At 69.0% G+C, this 17,114-nt stretch carries 15 protein-coding genes and 1 tRNA gene; 4 read left to right on the forward strand and 12 right to left on the reverse strand.

Features of this window, described 5'->3' with window-relative positions; all coding sequences use genetic code 11:
• Positions 1–238 precede the first annotated feature (238 nt).
• A complete protein-coding gene (locus EV278_RS12420) occupies positions 239–961 on the forward strand; it encodes a TorF family putative porin (RefSeq protein WP_132091497.1) in 723 nt (240 codons plus the stop codon).
• 69 nt (positions 962–1,030) lie between these two features.
• Here EV278_RS12420 and EV278_RS12425 read toward each other — a convergent pair whose 3' ends face one another.
• The 10 genes from EV278_RS12425 to EV278_RS24015 form a co-directional block, all read right to left on the reverse strand.
• Positions 1,031–2,278 (reverse strand): MFS transporter, encoded by a 1,248-nt coding sequence (locus EV278_RS12425; RefSeq protein ID WP_132091500.1) that lies wholly within the window; start codon positions 2,276–2,278, stop codon positions 1,031–1,033.
• Positions 2,278–4,689 (reverse strand): TonB-dependent receptor, encoded by a 2,412-nt coding sequence (locus tag EV278_RS12430; RefSeq protein WP_132091503.1) that lies wholly within the window; start codon positions 4,687–4,689, stop codon positions 2,278–2,280. Before EV278_RS12430 ends, EV278_RS12425 begins: the two co-directional genes overlap by 1 nt.
• A 203-nt stretch (positions 4,690–4,892) precedes the next feature.
• Positions 4,893–5,636: a GntR family transcriptional regulator gene (locus EV278_RS12435; RefSeq protein ID WP_132091506.1), complete on the reverse strand. Its 744-nt coding sequence runs from the start codon at positions 5,634–5,636 to the stop codon at positions 4,893–4,895.
• A gap of 162 nt (positions 5,637–5,798) precedes the next feature.
• Positions 5,799–6,602: a MetQ/NlpA family ABC transporter substrate-binding protein gene (locus EV278_RS12440; RefSeq protein WP_132091509.1), complete on the reverse strand. Its 804-nt coding sequence runs from the start codon at positions 6,600–6,602 to the stop codon at positions 5,799–5,801.
• A 143-nt stretch (positions 6,603–6,745) separates the two neighbouring features.
• The gene (locus tag EV278_RS12445) at positions 6,746–7,114 is read right to left on the reverse strand and encodes a hypothetical protein (RefSeq protein WP_132091511.1); all 369 of its coding nucleotides are present in this window, start codon (positions 7,112–7,114) and stop codon (positions 6,746–6,748) included.
• A gap of 142 nt (positions 7,115–7,256) precedes the next feature.
• Positions 7,257–7,922: a methionine ABC transporter permease gene (locus tag EV278_RS12450; RefSeq protein WP_132091514.1), complete on the reverse strand. Its 666-nt coding sequence runs from the start codon at positions 7,920–7,922 to the stop codon at positions 7,257–7,259.
• A complete protein-coding gene (locus EV278_RS12455; RefSeq protein WP_132091517.1) occupies positions 7,919–8,935 on the reverse strand; it encodes a methionine ABC transporter ATP-binding protein in 1,017 nt (338 codons plus the stop codon). The genes EV278_RS12450 and EV278_RS12455 overlap by 4 nt, the downstream gene beginning before the upstream one ends.
• Positions 8,936–9,032: 97 nt before the next feature.
• Positions 9,033–11,150 (reverse strand): ATP-binding protein, encoded by a 2,118-nt coding sequence (locus EV278_RS12460; RefSeq protein ID WP_132091520.1) that lies wholly within the window; start codon positions 11,148–11,150, stop codon positions 9,033–9,035.
• A 108-nt stretch (positions 11,151–11,258) separates the two neighbouring features.
• Entirely contained in the window at positions 11,259–12,545 is a 1,287-nt protein-coding gene (locus EV278_RS12465) for an amidohydrolase family protein (RefSeq protein ID WP_132091523.1), read from the reverse strand.
• Between the two features lie 127 nt (positions 12,546–12,672).
• Positions 12,673–12,837 carry a hypothetical protein gene (locus EV278_RS24015; RefSeq protein ID WP_165916625.1) on the reverse strand — a complete coding sequence of 55 codons (165 nt, stop codon included), beginning with the start codon at positions 12,835–12,837 and terminating at the stop codon, positions 12,673–12,675.
• Positions 12,838–12,949: 112 nt separating this feature from the next.
• Here EV278_RS24015 and EV278_RS12470 point away from each other — a divergent pair.
• Positions 12,950–13,036: transfer RNA gene (locus EV278_RS12470), tRNA-Leu, on the forward strand.
• 107 nt (positions 13,037–13,143) lie between these two features.
• On the opposite strand, the gene EV278_RS12475 is transcribed toward EV278_RS12470, so the two are convergent.
• Together EV278_RS12475 and EV278_RS12480 are read right to left on the reverse strand one after the other, a co-directional pair.
• Positions 13,144–14,283, reverse strand: a complete 1,140-nt coding sequence (locus tag EV278_RS12475; protein ID WP_132091525.1) for an HlyD family secretion protein — start codon at positions 14,281–14,283, stop codon at positions 13,144–13,146.
• A complete protein-coding gene (locus EV278_RS12480) occupies positions 14,280–14,873 on the reverse strand; it encodes a TetR/AcrR family transcriptional regulator (protein WP_132091576.1) in 594 nt (197 codons plus the stop codon). The genes EV278_RS12475 and EV278_RS12480 overlap by 4 nt, the downstream gene beginning before the upstream one ends.
• A gap of 64 nt (positions 14,874–14,937) precedes the next feature.
• Between EV278_RS12480 and EV278_RS12485 the strand changes: the two genes are divergently transcribed.
• Entirely contained in the window at positions 14,938–16,524 is a 1,587-nt protein-coding gene (locus EV278_RS12485) for a DHA2 family efflux MFS transporter permease subunit (RefSeq protein WP_243692173.1), read from the forward strand.
• A gap of 25 nt (positions 16,525–16,549) precedes the next feature.
• Positions 16,550–17,023, forward strand: coding sequence for a PaaI family thioesterase (locus tag EV278_RS12490; protein ID WP_132091528.1), 474 nt, complete (start codon positions 16,550–16,552; stop codon positions 17,021–17,023).
• Positions 17,024–17,114: the final 91 nt, after the last annotated feature.

Here is a 17,114-nt window from a genome sequence, read left to right on the forward strand (position 1 = left end):
TGAAACAATCGTTCCGTTGACACTGTGGCGCCCGACGCTACTTCTGAAGCAAAATCGTCACACTCCGCCCAAACTTTGCGCCGGCGGCATGCTTTCTGCTGGCGATTTGACCAGCAAGATTGCAACAAAGGCTTGGCCGACAACTACTGCCGTCGTGCTCAACGCGCTTGCAGGCGTCGTGATCGGCGAAGGCTCCATACCCTTGCGCCGGCGAAACAGAATAAGAGGGGATAGACACATGAAGTTTCTGAAACTGGCGCTGGTCGCCGCCGCCGCCTCGGTCGCCATGGGCGGCGCCGCCATGGCTCAGGACGAAGCCGGCTTGAAGCTGTCGTACAACGTTGGCGTGGCCAGCGACTACATCTTCCGCGGCATCAGCAACACCAACACCAAGGGCCAAGTGTTCGGCGGCGTCGACGCCACCTACGGCATCGGCTATGCGGGCGTCTGGACGTCGAACGTCGACTTCGGCACCCCGAATCCCGACCAGGAAATCGACGTCTACGCCGGCGTGAAGCCGACCGTCGGCCCGGTCAATCTGGACCTGGGCGTGATCTACTACGGCTACACCAAGGACAAGAACGGCGCTCCGGGCTCGTACAGCTACACCGAAGTCAAGGCCGCGGCCTCGACCGCCGTGGGCCCGGCCACCGTCGGCGCCGCCTTCTACTACTCGCCGGAATTCCCGGGCGAGGGCGGCGAGGCCCTGTACTATGAGCTGAACGGCTCGGCCCCGATCGGCGAGAAGCTGACCCTGAGCGGCGCCGTCGGCCGTCAGGAAGTCGACGTCTCGAACTACTTCGGCGGCGCCAGCGACAGCTACGTGACCTGGAACGCCGGCGTCACCGCCGCGATCACCGACCACGTCAGCGCCGACATTCGCTACTCGGACACCAACAAGAGCGACTACGGCTCGATCTATCACGCGACGGTCACCGCCTCGCTGAAGGTCGCTTTCTAAGCGTCTCTTACGCAAGCCTGACGAAGCCGCCCCGACCCCGGTCGGGGCGGCTTTTTCTTTGTGCGCCGATCAGGCCGATTTCGGTCGCGGCGGCCGCATGAACAGCGCCGCCAGGAACACCAGCGCGGTCAGGGCGGCGAACAGCTGGAAGGCCGGGGTGAACGAGCCGACCCGGTCGCGGATGGCGCCGCCGATGAACGGCCCCGCCGCCGACACCGCCCCGATCAGGCAGGTCAGGGAGAACAGCTCGACATTGTTGCGGCGGCCGAAATAGTTCAGCAGCAGCAGGCTGACGGCCAGCACCGTCAGGCCGAAGCCGATCCCCACCCCCACGGCGTAGAGCGTCAGCAGCAACGGCGTGGTCGCCCGCGACAGGGCCAGCAGTCCGACCACCAGCAGTCCCTGGGCGAACACCAGCAGCCAGCGGGGATCGACGCGGTCGCCGATCGCGCCGCCGCCCAGCCGCGCGACCACCTGCATGCCGCCCTCCAGGCTGAGCATGCCGGCCGCCACCGCCCCGGCGACGCCCAGCTGGGTCAGGTGGGCCTGGGTCAGGCTGGCGGCGCTGACGCCCGCCAGCAGGTGGCTGAAATAGGCGGCCAGCAGCACATAGAACTGCGGCGTGCGCACCGCGTCGCGGACGCTCCATTCGTGGTCGGTATGGTAGACGGGACCGGGCGTCTTGCCCGCCGCGGCCTGGGCGTCCAGCTCGCGGTCCAGGGCGGCTCCGGCCTGCTCCAGCCAGCGCGGCCCGCCCACGGCGACGGCGCAGACCAGGCCGACCACGCCCACCGCGACCGCCTGCAGCACCCAATAGAGCCGCCAGTCGCCGTGGGTCGTCGACAGGGCGCTGACCACCATCCACGGCCCCGCCACCCCGCCCAGGGCGCCGAAGGTGAAATAGATCCCGAACGGCAGGGCCCGTTGCCTGAAGATCGCCGACAGCACGTGGGTGCCGGGGATCAGGGCGGCCATCTGAAAGCCGATCCCGCACAGCGCCGTCCCGAAGTAATAGATCGGCAGGGCGTGGACCCGCGACAGGCCGTAAAGCCCGCCCGCCATCACCGCCACCCCGGCCAGGACCGTCCCTCTCACGCCGATCCGCCGGATCAGCAGGGCCGGCAGCCAGGACGACAGGCCGGTAAACACCCCCAGGATCGAGAACCCGAGGAAGGCGTGCTCCCAGCTCCATCCCAGCTCCGAAACGATGGCCGGGATCACCACGCCCAGCGACGAATAGGTCGCCGCCGTGATCAGGAACAGCAGCAGGCTGAACACGGCGACCAGCAGCCAGGGACGAAACGGGGTGAAGGTCATCAGAACGTCCGCCTCAGGGTCACGCGCCACTCCCGCCCCTTGCCGGGCAAGGCGCCGAGATTGGCATAGGTGTCGGCGTCCGGGGTGAAATAGAGCTTGTCGAACAGATTATCGATGTTGAGCTCGGCGGTGTACGGCCCGCGCGTCAGATAGGCCGAGGCGTTGACCACGGCGTAGGCGGGATAGGTCACCGCATCCTGCACCAGCCCCGAGGTCTTGGTCACGTGGGTGACTCCGAGGGTCGCCCCGGCCTGGCCCCAGTCGTGCTGGTCGCTGGTATAGGCGCCGTAGAGGCTGACCACCGACTTGGGGATCAGGGTGTAGTCGTAGTCGCCGCCGCGCCCCGGCAGCCCGCTGAACGTCCAGACGACATAGCTGCCGCCATAGGCCTGGGGGCCGGGCACGCCGGCCGTGTAGGCCGGGATGTATTGGAACGATTGGTCGGGCCCCTTGACGGTGGTGTGCTGGGCGTTGGCGGTGGCCGTGAAACTCAGGTGCTCGGAGGCCAGCCAGCGGACTTCCAGCTCCACGCCCTTGGCCCGCGTGCCCTGCACCACCTGGGTCAGGCCCGACAGCTGGGTGCGGTTCTGGCGATAGGCGGCCAGCGAGCCGACCAGGGTCCCGCGCAGCAGCTGAAACTTGACCCCGGCCTCGGCCAGGTCGCTGTCCGACAGCCACGAACCGTCGGCGATCAGTCCCGGCGCGATCTCGCCGGCCTGGCTGACCTCCAGGGCCGCGGCCTTGGCGTAGCTGACATAGGGCATCAGCCCGACCGGGGTCTGGTAGGTCAGGCTGGCGCTGTAGGTCCCCTTCCCCCGATCGTCGGTCTGGCGACCTGGGACGGTGAACGGCAGGGCGCCGGTGTCCTCGGCCTCGACGTCGTACCCGTCGTAGCGGCCGCCCAGGGTCAGGGTCAGGTGCTGGCCCAGCTTGACGTCGCTGGTGAAGAACAGCCCCATCTGGCGCCACTTGCCCCGGTTGTCGTTCTCCCATTCCAGGCCCTGGACGCCGGCGGGCTCGGCGCTGAACGGGCTGTCGATGATGTCGTTGGGTTGGGCGCCGACCGAGATGTCGCGACGGTCGATGGCGATCATGCCGCTGTTGAAGCTCTCGCGCCGGCGGCCCCGGAACTGGCGATAGCTCGCGCCCACGATCGTGCTGGCGCCGACCGCCCCGAAATCGCGCCTGAAGGCGTAGCTGGCCCGCGCCTCCCAGACCCAGCTGTCGAACCAGGCGGGATAGCCGTACGAGACGAAGCGCTTGTTGTCCTGGTCGTCATAGAACAGTTGCAGCTTCAGCACGCTGTCGTCGCCGAACCGCTTGGCCAGGTCGAAATAGAGCGTGTTGGTCCAGGTCCTGGAAAAGTCTGCGGCGCCGACATAGACCGTGCGCGGGTCCAGTTTCGTGGTTCCCACCCCGGTGTCCAGCGTGTGGTTGGCGTCGGTGGCGGGGAAGCCGAAATACGGGATGTAGAGCGCGCTGCCGAACGGATAGGGGCCCACCTCGCCGGGCGTGATCCGGCCGTTGCCGTCGGCGTCGACCAGCGAGGTGTCGCGGCCGGTGACATAGGTCCGGTGGTCGATCAGGTCCTGGGTCAGGCGGTTCCAGCCCGGCGTCTGGATGTCGCCGGTCGAGTGATAGACCATGCCGCCGAAGGCGGTGCTCCAGCCGTTGTCCAGATCGAAGTCGGCCGACACCTCGGCCAGCTGGCGCTTGGGATGCAGGCCGCGATAGAAGCTCTTGGAGTCATCGATCTCGCCATAGGCGTAGACGCCGCCGTCGGCCGCCCCCAGCTTGACCGGCAGGGCGACCTGGCCGGTCAGGTTCTTCTTGTCATAGGCCCCGAAGGTGGCGGTGATTTCGCCCCTGGGGTCGGTCAGGAACTGTCCCTCGTCCCGCGCCGACTTGGGGATGAAGTTCAGCAGGCCGCCGACCTTGCCCGCGCCGTAGATCGGGGCCGGCGGACCGCGCACGATCTCGATCTGGGCCGCCCCGCCGATCGGCGTCGAATAGGTGCCGCGGTTCTCGACCCGCTTGAAACCGCGAAAGTAATTCTCGGCCAGGGTGCCGCGGATGTTGAGCGCGCCTGGCACGCCGTAGAAGCTGGCGGTGTAGGTTCCAGGCGAGACGGCGGTCAGGCCGTCGATGGTCTCGATGCCGTAGCGGGTCAGGGTGGTGTCGCTGACGAAGCTGGCCGAGCGCGGCGTCTCCAGCAGCGGCTTCTCCAGGCCGAACACCGTGGTGCTGGGCTGCTTCTCCAGCAGGCCCGCCTTGTCGCGCGCCAGGACGATCACCGCGTCGACGGCGTCGGCCTGGGGCGCGTCCTGGGCCCCGTCCCGGGCGAAGGCCGGGCCCGAGGCGAAGACGCCGACGGCCATGGCGGAGGCGAGCAGGCAGGCGCGGATCGACATCGTCAAAGCTCCAGGTCCGCCGCAGGAAGGCGGTGAAGCTAGCCAATGCGACCTTACGCAACGTTCGTCAAAACGTTATCTGACATTTCAGAAAGAATTATACTGATGGCGTTATTAGATGAACCGCATCACGGATAAGGGGCACACACGCGTTTTCCGGCCTAGCCGGACCTACACAGGTGTGGAGAGCGTGCGTCCCTGCGCTACCCCTGAACCATCGGTCGGGCCGCCTCGGGCATGATGTTGAGCACGCGCATCATGGCCAGCCGGGCGCCCTCGACGTCGCCGCGGGCGATCACCTCGGCCACGGCGCGGTGCTGTTCGACGTCGGCGATCAGCTCGGCCTCGGTGGCCGCGCCGAACGAGAACACCCAGTAGCGGGCGGCCTTGTGCTGCAGGGGGATCAGGATGCGGGCCAGGGCCATGTTGCCGCCGGCCCGGGCCACGGAAGCGTGGAAACGCTGGTCCATGGCCACCAGGGCCGGCAGGTCGCGGTCGCGGGCCGCCTGCTCGCCGCCGTCGAACGCCGCGCGGATGGCGTCGGCCTCGGCCTTGCTGGCGTGCCTAGCGGCCAGGCCCGCGCAATGCGGCTCGATCAGGGCACGAGCCTCGTAGCCCTGGCGCAGCTCGACCAGGTCCAGCGGGGCGACGGTGGTGCCCGAACGGGCCCGGCGGATCACCAGCCCTTCCAGGGCCAGGCGCCCCAGGGCGTCGCGCACCCCAGCCAGGCCCGCCTCATAGCGCGCCGCCAGCGACTGCTCGTCCAGCCGCGCGCCCGGCGCCAGGCGGCCCAGGATCAGGTCCAGCAGGATGCGCTCGTAGACCTTGGCCTTCTGCAGGTCCGGCGACCAGTCCTCCAGCCCCGAGGACGAACAGACGTCCAGCACCAGCATCCGCTCGCGCCCGCCCGCGGCTTGGCCAGCGGCCAGGGCGTCGTCGGGGGCCATCAATTGTCGCAAGGCGGCGCTCCGGGAAAGAGGAGCCTGATATGTAATGTGAAATTTCACAGAGCGCCAGCGGGTGCTGACGGGGACACACACGCATTCCGGGGCTTTGCCTCGCGACCAGCGGCCTTTGGACGCGTGTGTGTCCCCAGCCGCAACGCGCCCCTAGAACGCAGGCACCACCGCGCCGTGGTACTTCTGCTCCATGAACGCCTTGACCTCGGGAGAGGTCAGGGCCTTGGCCAGTTTCTGGACGCGCGGGTCGTCCTTGTTGTCCGGCCGGCCGACCAGGTAGTTCACATAGGGGCTGTTCTTGTCCTCGATCAGCAGGGCGTCCTTGGACGGGTCCAGCTTGGCGTCGAGGGCGTAGTTGGTGTTGATCACCGCCAGGTCCACCTGGTCCAGCACGCGCGGCAGGGTCGCGCCCTCCAGCTCCTTGAACTTCAGGTTCCTGGGGTTGGCGGTGATGTCCTTCAGGGTCGACAGCGCCTTCTTGGGGTCGCCCAGGGTGATCACCCCGTTGCGGGCCAGCAGCAGCAGGGCCCGGCCCTCGTTGCTGCCCTCGTTGGGGATGGCCACCACGGCGCCGTCGGGAAGCTCGCCGATCGCCTTGACCTTGCGCGAATAGGCGCCCAGCGGCTCGATGTGCACACCGATCACCGGGATCAGGGTCGTGCCCTTGTCGGCGTTGAAGGTCTCCAGGTACGGCAGGGTCTGGAAATAGTTCACGTCCAGGCGCTTTTCCGCCACCTGGATGTTGGGCTGGACGTAGTCGTTGAAGACCTTGACGTCGATCTTCAGCCCTTCGGCCGCCAGCTTGGGCTTGATGAACTCCAGCACCTCGGCGTGGGGCACGGCGGTGGCGGCCACGGTCAGGGTGTCGCCGGCGCCGCTGGCGGCGGGCTTCTTGCCGCAGGCGGCCAGCGAGAGGACGGCGAGGCTGACGAGAAGGGCGCGGCGGGCGACCATGAACGGCTCCGTTAAGACGACTATGCGGGTAGGGTATTGCCCGCTTCCCGGCGGATCGGGAAATCAGTTTTCCTGAACCGACGCGCAGAGTCTTGGCTATTTCGCGTGCTTGAGGGGCGGGCTCGGACGCCCGTTCCGGATGACTACTCTTCGTCGTTCGCCGGCTCTTCCGGTCCCGCGATCGTCCAGCTGGACAGGAAGTCGGGGTTCTCGACGGTCTCGCCGTCGGTCAGCGGATAGAGCCCCGGCTCGGCGCGGCGGATGTTGGAGGTCTGGGGCGGCAGGGTGGTGGTGTCGCCGTCCTGCGGGCCCAGCAGGTCGAGCAGGATCCCCTCCTCCGCATCGGCGGTGATCACCACGCCGTAGAAGGCCTCGCGCCCCTCGAGTTCGCCCTCGGCGTCCAGGAAGGTCAGGTTGACCAGCATGGTCTTGCCGACCAGACCCTGAGCGAAACTCTCGTCCCAGTGTTCGGGCGGCGGGGCGGAGAGGATGGGGGTGTCGTTGTCGGTCATGGGGGCTTCCTAGCCCAGATCGGCCGAAACCGTGAGCCCCCTCCGGCCCTTCGGGCTACCTCCCCAGAGGGGGAGGATCTACGCTCTGCAAGCTGCTCCTCCTCTGGGGGAGCTGTCGGCGAAGCCGGCTGAGAGGGCCGCGTCAGCGGTGCGAGACCTTCCGCACCACCGCGTCGCCGACCATCTGCAGTGCCTGGACCAGCACCAGCAACAGCACCACGGTCACCACCATCACGTCGGTCTGGAAGCGCTGGTAGCCGAAGCGGATGGCCAGATCCCCCAGGCCGCCGGCCCCCACCACCCCGGCCATGGCGGTGTAGGACACCAGGGCGATGGCCGTGACCGTCGCCGCGGCGATCAGGCCCGGCATGGCTTCCGGCAGCAGCGCGCCCAGCACCACCTGCCGGCGCTTGGCCCCCATGGCGAAGCTGGCCTCGATCACGCCCTTGTCGACCTCGCGCAAGGCGGTCTCCACCAGCCGGGCGAAGAACGGCGCGGCGCCGACCACCAGCGGCGGGATCGCTCCGGCCACGCCCAGCGAGGTGCCGACCAGGGCAACGGTCAACGGGATCATCACGATCAGCAGGATCACGAACGGCACCGAGCGCAGGATGTTGATCACCAGCGACAGCACGCCGTTGGCGAGCCGGTTGCGCAGCATCTGGCCCGGTCCGGTCAGGAACAGGATCACGCCCAGCGGCAGGCCGAGAATGACAGTCAGGATCATCGAGCCGCCCAGCATCGACAGGGTGTCGAGCGTCGCCTGGCCGATCTCGGCCCAGTCGATATTGTCCATGAAACCGCTCATCGGCCCGCCCCCCCGACCAGATCCACCCGGACGCCGTCGGCCTGGAACCGAGCGATCGCCGCCTCGACGTCGCCGCCGGTGAGGGACAGGGTCAGCTGGCCGTAGGGGGTCTCGCGCAGGCGATGGATACGGCCGCCCAGGATCGAATAGTCGACGCCGGTCTCGCGGGCCACCGCGCCCAGGATCGGCCTGTAGGTCGCCTCGCCGCGGAAGGTCAGGCGCACCAGGCGACCGTCAACCGAGGCGCCGGCCTCGCCGGGAACGCCGCCAAGGGGGCCTTCAACCTCCATCACGAAGCGCCGGGCCGTGGCGCTGGCGGGATGCAGGAAGACCTGCTCGACCGGCCCGGTCTCGACCACCCTGCCGGCCTCCAGCACCGCCACCCGGTCGCAGACCCGGCGGACCACGTCCATCTCGTGGGTGATCAGCACGATGGTCAGGCCCAGCTCGCGGTTGAGGCCCGAAACCAGCTCCAGGATCTGTTCGGTCGTCTCGGGGTCGAGGGCGCTGGTGGCCTCGTCGCACAGCAGCACCTTGGGGCCGGTGGCCAGGGCCCGGGCGACGCCGACCCGCTGCTTCTGGCCGCCCGACAGCTGGGCCGGATACTTGCCGGCGAAGTCGCTCAGCCCCACCCGCGCCAGCAGCTCGGCGGTCCGCGCCCTGACCTCGGCGTCCGGACGTCCGGCCAGCTTCAGCGGGAAGGCGACATTGCCGGCCACGGTCTTGGACGACAGCAGGTTGAAGTGCTGGAAGATCATGCCGACCCGGCGGCGCAGGGAGCGCAACCCCTCCACGCCCAGGGCCGCCACATCGTCGCCGTCGACGATCACCTTGCCGCTCGACGGCGTCTCCAGGCCGTTGATCAGCCGGATCAGGGTGGACTTGCCCGCCCCCGAGGCCCCGATCACCCCGAACACCTCGCCGGGCGCGACCGACAGGCTGACCCCGGCCAGGGCGGCGCGGCCGCTCGCCTGCCCGCCATAGGTCTTGGAGACGTCTTCGAAGGTGATCACGGGCGCGGCCTTGCAGCGGAGGGTCGGTCGGCGCGAACGCCGCGAGCCGCACGATTTAGGCGCTGGCGGGCCAAAGGTGAAGCCGGGCCGGTCGCTTTCAGCCCGCGCGACGCTCGCGCCCGTCCAGGGCCTGGCCGATTCCATTGAGCAGGTCGGCCGCGGTGACGGGCTTGGCCAGGTGCAGGTCGGCGCCGGCCAGCAAGGCGTCTTGGCGGTGATGGGCCATGGCGTTGGCGCTGAGCATGATGATCGGGACGCTTCGGTCATGCGGCTCCAGGCGCCGGATGGCCCGGGTCGCGGCCAGGCCGTCCATGACCGGCATCTGCATGTCCATCAGCACCAGGTCATAGACGCCGGTCCTGAACGCCTCGACCGCCAGGGCGCCGTTGTCGACTACCGTGACCTCGACGCCATGCGGCTCCAGGATCAGCTGCACGACCTTCTGGTTGACGGGGTGGTCCTCGGCGAGCAGCACGCGGAGCCCGTCGGGTCTGGCGGCCGGGGTCGCGCCGGCTCCCGCCTCGCCGGCCATGGCGACGTCCGCAGCCTCGATCGGCTGCAGCGGCAGGACCACGCGGAACAGGCTCCCGCTCCCTGGCTGCGACCGGGCCGAGATCTCGCCGCCCATCATCTCGACCAGGGTCCGGCTGATCGCCAGGCCCAGACCGGTGCCGCCGAAGCGGCGGGTGATCGTCGAGTCGGCCTGGCTGAAGCGCTGGAAGATCATCTCGCCCTGCGCGGCGTCGAAGCCGACGCCGGTGTCCTCGACCTCCAGGATCAGGCGCGCATCCGCCTGGCCGTCCGCCGCCGGGCTTTCCAGGGTCTCGACGTCGATCCGGGCGACGATCTCACCCTGGTCGGTGAACTTCAGGGCGTTGGACAGCAGGTTGCCCAGCACCTGGCCGATGCGGACGCTGTCGCCCAGGAAGGTCCCGTGGGCGCTCTCGCCGCGCTCGACCCGGAAGGCCAGACCCTTGCCCTCGGCCCGCAGCCGGGTGACGTCCAGCGGGCCGTCGATGGCGGCCTCGAGGTCGAACACGCCGGTCTCGACGGTCATCTGGCCGGCCTCGATCTTGGAGACGTCGAGGATGTCGGACACCAGGCGCTCCAGGGTCGCGCCGGAACAGCGGATCAGGTCGACCATCTCGCGCTGGGCGGGGCTCAGCGGCGTGTCGCCCAGGGTCGCGGCGATGCCGATGACGCCGTTCAGCGGCGTGCGGATCTCATGGCTCATATTGGCCAGGAAGTCGCTCTTGGCCTGGTTGGCGGCTTCGGCGGCGCTGCGGGCCGCGGCCATCTCGGCCTCGTCGCGCAGCCGCTCGGTGACGTCGCGGGCCACGCCGAAGATCAGGTCGCCCGACCGCCGCGCCCGCCATTCCAGCTGGCGGTACTCGCCGTCGCGGCGGCGGTAGCGGTTCACGAAGCCGCTAACCTCGCCCGAGTCGTTGGCCTGGGCCATGTGCGCCTGGGTGGCAGCGACGTCGTCGGGATGCAGCAACGGCAGCAGCGGCGCGCCCAGCAGTTCCTCGACCGAATAGCCCAGCACGGTCTCCCAGGCCCGGCTCAGCTTGACGAACCGTCCTTCCAGGTCGCGGATGCACAGCATGTCCAGCGACACCTCGAAGAACGTGGAGAGGTTGCTGGCCGTTTCCAGGGCGCTCTGGGCGGCGCGCAGGGCGCGCGCCTCGCTGGCGATCAGGGTGTCTTCGGCGCGCTGGCGGTCGATGGCGATCGCCGCCAGTTCCGCCGCCGCCTCGATGAACGCGATGTCCTCCTCGCTCGGCCTGGCCAACTGGCGATGATAGAGGGCGAAGGTGCCGACCACCTTGCCGCTGGCGCTGCGGATCGGCTCGGACCAGCAGGCGGCGACGCCGGCCTGGGCGGCCAGCGCCTTGTAGTCCCGCCACAGGGGATCGGTCTGGATGTCTTCGACGATCACCCGCTGGCCGGTGAACGCCGCCGTGCCGCATGAGCCTGCGGACGGGCCGATCTGCACGCCGTGGATGGCCTGGTTATAGAAATCGGGAAGGCCGGGGGCCGCGCCCAGCAGCAGGCGTTCGCCCTCGGCGTCCAGCAGCAGGATGCTGCAGACGGTGCTCGGGTCCTCGGCCTCCACCGCCTGGACGATCGCCAGCAGCGCCGTGCTCAGCGGGTTGCCGCCGGCGATCAGGGTCATGGTGCGGCGGAAGGCGCGGTGGGCGGAGGTCAGCCTCATGGTCCGCAGCGGCTCCAGGAACGACAGGACACTGGCCTAGCATCACCGCGAAACCTTGGCGTTAACTCGGCGCCGCCATCGCCGCGGCATTGTGTAGCAGCGTGACGACTACGGCCGCACGACCACCGCCCCGCCCTTCATCACGAACACCGGCTCCTCCAGCGTCGTGATGTCCTCCAGCGGGTCGCCGAACACGCCGATCAGATCGCCATAGCGGCCGACGGCCACCTGGCCGACGTCCTTGTCGCGGCCCAGGGCCTGGGCGGCGGTGAGGGTCGCGGCCTGGATGGCCTGCAGCGGAGTCGCGCCATAGCGGACCATCACCGCGAACTGTTTGCCGTTGGTCCCGTGCGGATAGACCCCGGCGTCGGTGCCGTAGATCATCTTCACCCCGGCCTTCAGCGCCTTGCGGAAATTCTCGCGCTGCACCTCGCCGATGTCGCGGTCCTTGCGCAGGTTGTCCTCCAGCACGCCGTTCCGGGCGCCCTCGGCCTGGGTGTAGTCGGTGTTGTAGATGTCCATCGAGAAGTAGGCGCCCTTCTGGATCGCCAGCTTGATCCCCTCATCGTCGACCAGGCTGGCGTGCTCGATGGTGTCGACGCCGGCCCGGATGGCGTCCTTGATCCCCGCCGCGCCGTGGGCGTGGGCGGCGACTTTCAGCCCGGCCATGTGCGCCTCGTCGACGATCGCCTGCATCTCGGCCAGGGTCAGCTGCTGCTGGCCCGGCTCGTCGCCATGCGAGAACACCCCGCCGGTCGCGCAGATCTTGATCACCTGGGCGCCGTACTTCTTCAGGGTGCGCACCACCTTGCGGCCCTCGTCGGGACTGTCGACGTTGTAGGGCGCCTTCTGGTTCATCGACGGCGGGAAGAAGGTCTGGTCGCAGTGGCCGCCCGTCGCGCCGATGGCGTAGGTGGCCGTGACGATGCGCGGGCCGGGCACGTAGCCTCCGTCGATCGCCTCGCGCAGGCCCACGTCGTCGAAATTCTCCGAGCCGACATTGCGCACGGTCGTGAAGCCGGCCTCCAGCGTGCGCTTGGCGTTGGCGGTCTGGACCACGCTCCAGAAGGCGTCGCTGTACTGCAGGCCGGTGTAGCCGCCGATCTCGGCGACGCTGTCCAGGTGGACGTGCATGTCGATCAGACCCGGCAGCAGGGTCGCATCGGGCAGGTCGACCACCGTGGCCCCGGCCGGGACCGCGTCGCCGGCCTTGCCCACCGCCGAGATCCGCCCGTCGGTGATCACCACCTGCGGCCTGTCCAGATACTTGCCGGTGGCCACGTCCAGCAGCCGGGCGGCGCGCACCACCTCGACCTCGGCCGCTTGGCTCGCGACGGGAACCAGGGGCGCGGCGCAGGCCGCCAGGAGGGCCAGGACGGCCAGTTCACGCTGCATGATCACTATCCCCAACCCTCGCCCAGTCCTCAGGCGATCGAGAACGGCGACGCTATCATGCATCGGCCCCGCGTCGAGCCGTGACGGCCCCGTTTGCAAGCGATGCCGGAAAGGCGGGCGGTCGCGGCTAGCGGTCTTCCTCGTCGCCCTGCACGCCGGCGGAACGGGTCACCCGCTCGGCCATGGCGGTGGCCCCGGCGTCGTCGGCGGCGATGTCGCCCTGGTCGTCCAGCCTGGGCTTGGGATTGGCCTTGAGCGCCTCCGCCAGTTCGTCGGTCTTCCTGTGAGTCATGGCGTCCTCCTGGATGGAGAAGCCCTCACGCCCGACCGCGTTCCGGCCACCCGTCCGGCGTTGCCCGCCCTCGACGCCGGAATCGACCTGCTGTAGGGGTCGTGCGACCAACGCGGGCGTGGCGAAACTGGTAGACGCAACAGACTTAAAATCTGTCAGCCGCAAGGCTATGCCGGTTCGATCCCGGCCGCCCGCACCATTTTACGGACTGGCTCAGCCCACGGCGCCCGCCAAGCCTCATCGGCATGGCCGCTCGGGCGCTGGAAGCCGCGAGATTTCGGGCGACGCGCCACATCAGGACGGTGACTAGTCCTTCAGGCGCACCGTCACCGTCGTCGAGAGACCCGGCCGCAAGCGATCGGCATCCGCCTGACCGGGATCGATGCGAATACGAACGGGCACGCGCTGGACGATCTTGGTGAAGTTGCCCGTGCCCGGCTCGAAGGGCAGCAGGGAGAACTGCGAACCCGACCCCGGAGCGAAGCTCTCGACATGCCCCTTCAGCGCCTTGCCGCCCAGGGCGTCGACCTTGATCGTCGCGTCCTGGCCGGGAAGCATGCGCTCGACCTGGGTCTCCTTGAAGTTGGCGACGACGTACAGCGCCTTGGTCGGCACGATGGTCATCAGCCGCGTGCCGGGCTGGACATAGTCGCCAGGCTCGGCCTGACGGTCGCCGACCACGCCGTCGATCGGCGAGACGATCACGGCGTGGGCCTGGTCCTGCCGGGCCAGCACCAGGGCGGCGCGCGCGCGGGCCACCGCCGCGTCGGCCTGGGAGAGGCCCGCCAGCAGCGTCGCGCGCCTGGCGGCGGTGACCCCGGCCTGATCCTCGGAGACGGCCAGCTGCGCGCGGCTGCGATCGGCGGTCGACTGGGCTCCGACAGCCGCGGCGCGGAAGCGCTCGACATCGCGCCGGGCCACCGCGCCGCTGTCGGCCAGGTCTTCGTAGCGCTTGCGGTCGGCCTGGGCGCGGCTGTTCTCGGCGTCAGCGGCGGCGATGGCCGTTCGGGCGGCGCGCACGTTGGAGCCGGCCAGGCGCTGTTCGGCGTCCAGCGACACCAGGGCCGCGCGGGCGCCGGCGGCCGTCGCCTCGGCGTTGGCGACGTCGGCCTCGGCCGCGGCGACGCGGGCGTCGAACTCCTCCGGATCGATGCGGACCAGCGGATCGCCGCGGCGAACAATCTGATTGTGCCCGACCAGCACCTGCGACACGAGGCCCCGCACCCGCGGCGCGACGCTGGAGCTGTCGGCCTGAAGGTAGGCCGCGTCGGTCGAGACCGAGCTCTTGGGCATGGCGATCAGCGCCGAACCACTGGCGGCGACGCTGATCGCCCCGCCGACGGCCAGCACGGTCTTTCGGGAAAATGGGCCCTTGCGCGGCCGGGCGGCAGGGGCCTCGACCCGTCCTTCCTCGCCGAAGGCCTCCTTGAGCGTGGCGTCGGTCATTGAGCGGCCTCCAAGCCGAGGCGACGCTTCAGATGTGTCCGCGAGCGCTCCAGAATGGCGTCGGAACGGGTGGGATCGGGCTCGGCGCGGGCCAGGGTGACGGCCCCAACCAGTTCGGCCAGGGTCGAGCTAGCCTCGTCCTCGGCGTGGTCACGGCCCAGCGCCGCCAGATGGGTGGCGAGGATCTCCGTCAGGTGCGCCACGCCCCTGGCGTAGCGCGCGCGCGAAACTTCAGACAGCCGCGGCGAGTCGACCGCCAGGTACGGCAGCGGGCAGCCGCCGGAACGCGTGTCGCGGTGGCGGGCCGACAAATAGAAGTCAATGTAGTCGCTCAGGGCATCGCGCGGCGGCGCGCCCTTGACCTTTTCCAGCATCGCCGTCGGCCCGCCCTCGAACATGTGGGCGATGGCCTCGGCGACGAAGGCTTCCTTGGAGGCGAAGTGCGCATAGAAGCCGCCATGGGTCAGGCCGGCGCGCGCCATCACCCCGGCCACGGCCAGCCGGTGCGGCCCGTCCTCACGGATAGCCTTGGCGGCCTCGTCCAACACCTTCTGGCGGGTGCGCGCCTTGTGCTCGCTGTCGTAACGCATCTTGCCGGCCTCGATTGCATGACGCATACAATATTATAGACATCATACTTTCAAGGGGCGGCCCGTGAGCGGCGCGAACCAGACTCCGATCGATCCCGGCGCCCTGCCGACCCGGACGAAATTCCTGATCTTTGCGGTGATGGCGTTCGGCCAGTTCATGGCGCTGATCGACATCCAGATCGTCGCGGCCTCGCTGAACGACGTGCAGGCGGGCCTGTCGGCCGGGCCCGACGAGATCAGCTGGGTGCAGACGGGCTACCTGATGGCCGAGCTGGTGATGATCCCGTTCGCGGCCTTCTTGGGGCAGGCGCTGTCGACGCGGTGGCTGTTCGCGCTGTCAGCGGGGCTTTTCACCGTGTCCTCGGCCCTGTGCGGCATGGCCTGGGACATCGACTCGATGATCCTGTTCCGCGTGCTGCAGGGCTTCACCGGCGGGGCCATGGTGCCGACCGTCTTCGCCACCGGCTTTGCGATGTTCACGGGACCCCAGCGGGCGATGATCCCGGCCATTCTGGGCATGGTCTCGGTGCTGGCCCCGACGCTGGGCCCGACGGTTGGGGGCTGGCTGACGCAGGCGGTCGGCTGGCGCTCGATCTTCTATATCAACATCGCGCCTGGCGCCCTGGTGACGCTCCTGGCGATCACCCTGATCAAGGTCGATCGCCCAAAGCTCAAGATGCTGAAGACCATCGACTATTCCCACCTGGTCGCGATGGCCGTCTTTCTGGGCGGGCTGGAGTATGTGCTCGAGGAGGGCCCGCGCAAGCAGTGGTTCGAGGACACGCACATCGCCATCGCCGCCTGGGTGGCGTTCGTGGCCTTCCTGCTCTTCGTCGAGCGTTCGTTCCGGTCCGGCGGACCCATCGTCAAGCTGACGCCGTTCCGCAAGCCGACCTTCGCCTTCGCCTGCGCCTTCAACCTGGTGATCGGTTTCGGGCTCTATTCATCGACCTACCTGATCCCCGTCTTTCTGGGCCGGGTGCGCGGCTACGACAGCCTGGAGATCGGCACGACGGTGTTCGTCACCGGCATCGCCCAGATCCTGTCGACGGTGATCGCCGCGCGGCTCTCGACCCGGGTTGATCAGCGTATCGTCGTCAGCATCGGCCTGACCCTGTTCGCCGCGGCCCTTTGGCTGACCTCGCACATGACCAGCCAGTGGGGCTTCGCGGCGCTGCTCGCTCCCCAGGCCTTGCGGGGCTTCGCCATCATGCTGTGCATCGTGCCCAGCGTCACCCTGGCGCTGGGCGGCTTCGAGATGGCCGAGCTGCGCTACGCCTCGGGGCTGTTCAACCTGATGCGCAATCTGGGCGGCGCCATCGGCATCGCCGTGGTCAACACCTGGTTGGGCGACAACGCCCGCATCCACGTCGCCCGCTTCGGCGAAGCCCTGGGCGAGGCCGGCCGCTCGGGAACCGGCGCCCTCGGAACCCTGGCCGCCCGCATCGCCGAGCGCACGCCCGACGCGGGCCAAGCCGCCCTGATCCTGCAAGGCGAACTGGCCAAGGTGGTGGGTCGTGAGGCCCTGACCCTGGCCTTCAACGACGTCTTCCGGGTGATGGCGATGCTGTTCGTGGCCGCCCTGGTCATGGCCCCGTTCTGCAAGCCCCCGCCCCTGGCCGGCGCCAAGCCGCCCCCGGACGCGCACTAGGCCGTGACCCTGAAGGAGAACCTGGATGTCGTACAAAGCCGATAGCGGAGCGAGCGGGCTCGAACAGGTGCAGGCGCTGCTGGCGGGCGGCGTCCAGCCGCCGTTCGGCCGGAAAATCGGCATGTCGCTGATCGAGGCGGCTTACGGCCACGCGGTGTTCGAGGCCGAGCCCGACGGCAGCGCGTACAATCCGATGGGTTCGGTCCACGGCGGCTATATCTCGTCCATTCTCGACAGCGCCTGCGGAATCGCCGCCCACACCGCCCTCAAGCCAGGCTTCGCCTACACCACGCTGGAACTGAAGGTGTCCTTCCTGCGCGCGCTCACCGAGCGAAGCGGGACGGTGCGCGCGGTCGGCCGGCTCTTGTCGATGGGCGGGCGGGCAGCCTTTACCGAGGCGACGCTTCACGACGCCGCAGGCAATCTTTGTGCGACCGCGACATCGACGCTGCTGGTGTTCGAGAAACGGCCACCGGACGCCTCAACCCAGCGGTCCTAGGCTGTGGTGACGATTTAGCTATTTGAGCCATAGCATGATGGCGGCGAGGGTTACGAAGCCCATGAAGGTGGCCGCCAGCTTGTCGTAGCGC

It is taken from the genome of Caulobacter sp. BK020 (assembly GCF_004342605.1).
GTDB lineage: Bacteria > Pseudomonadota > Alphaproteobacteria > Caulobacterales > Caulobacteraceae > Caulobacter.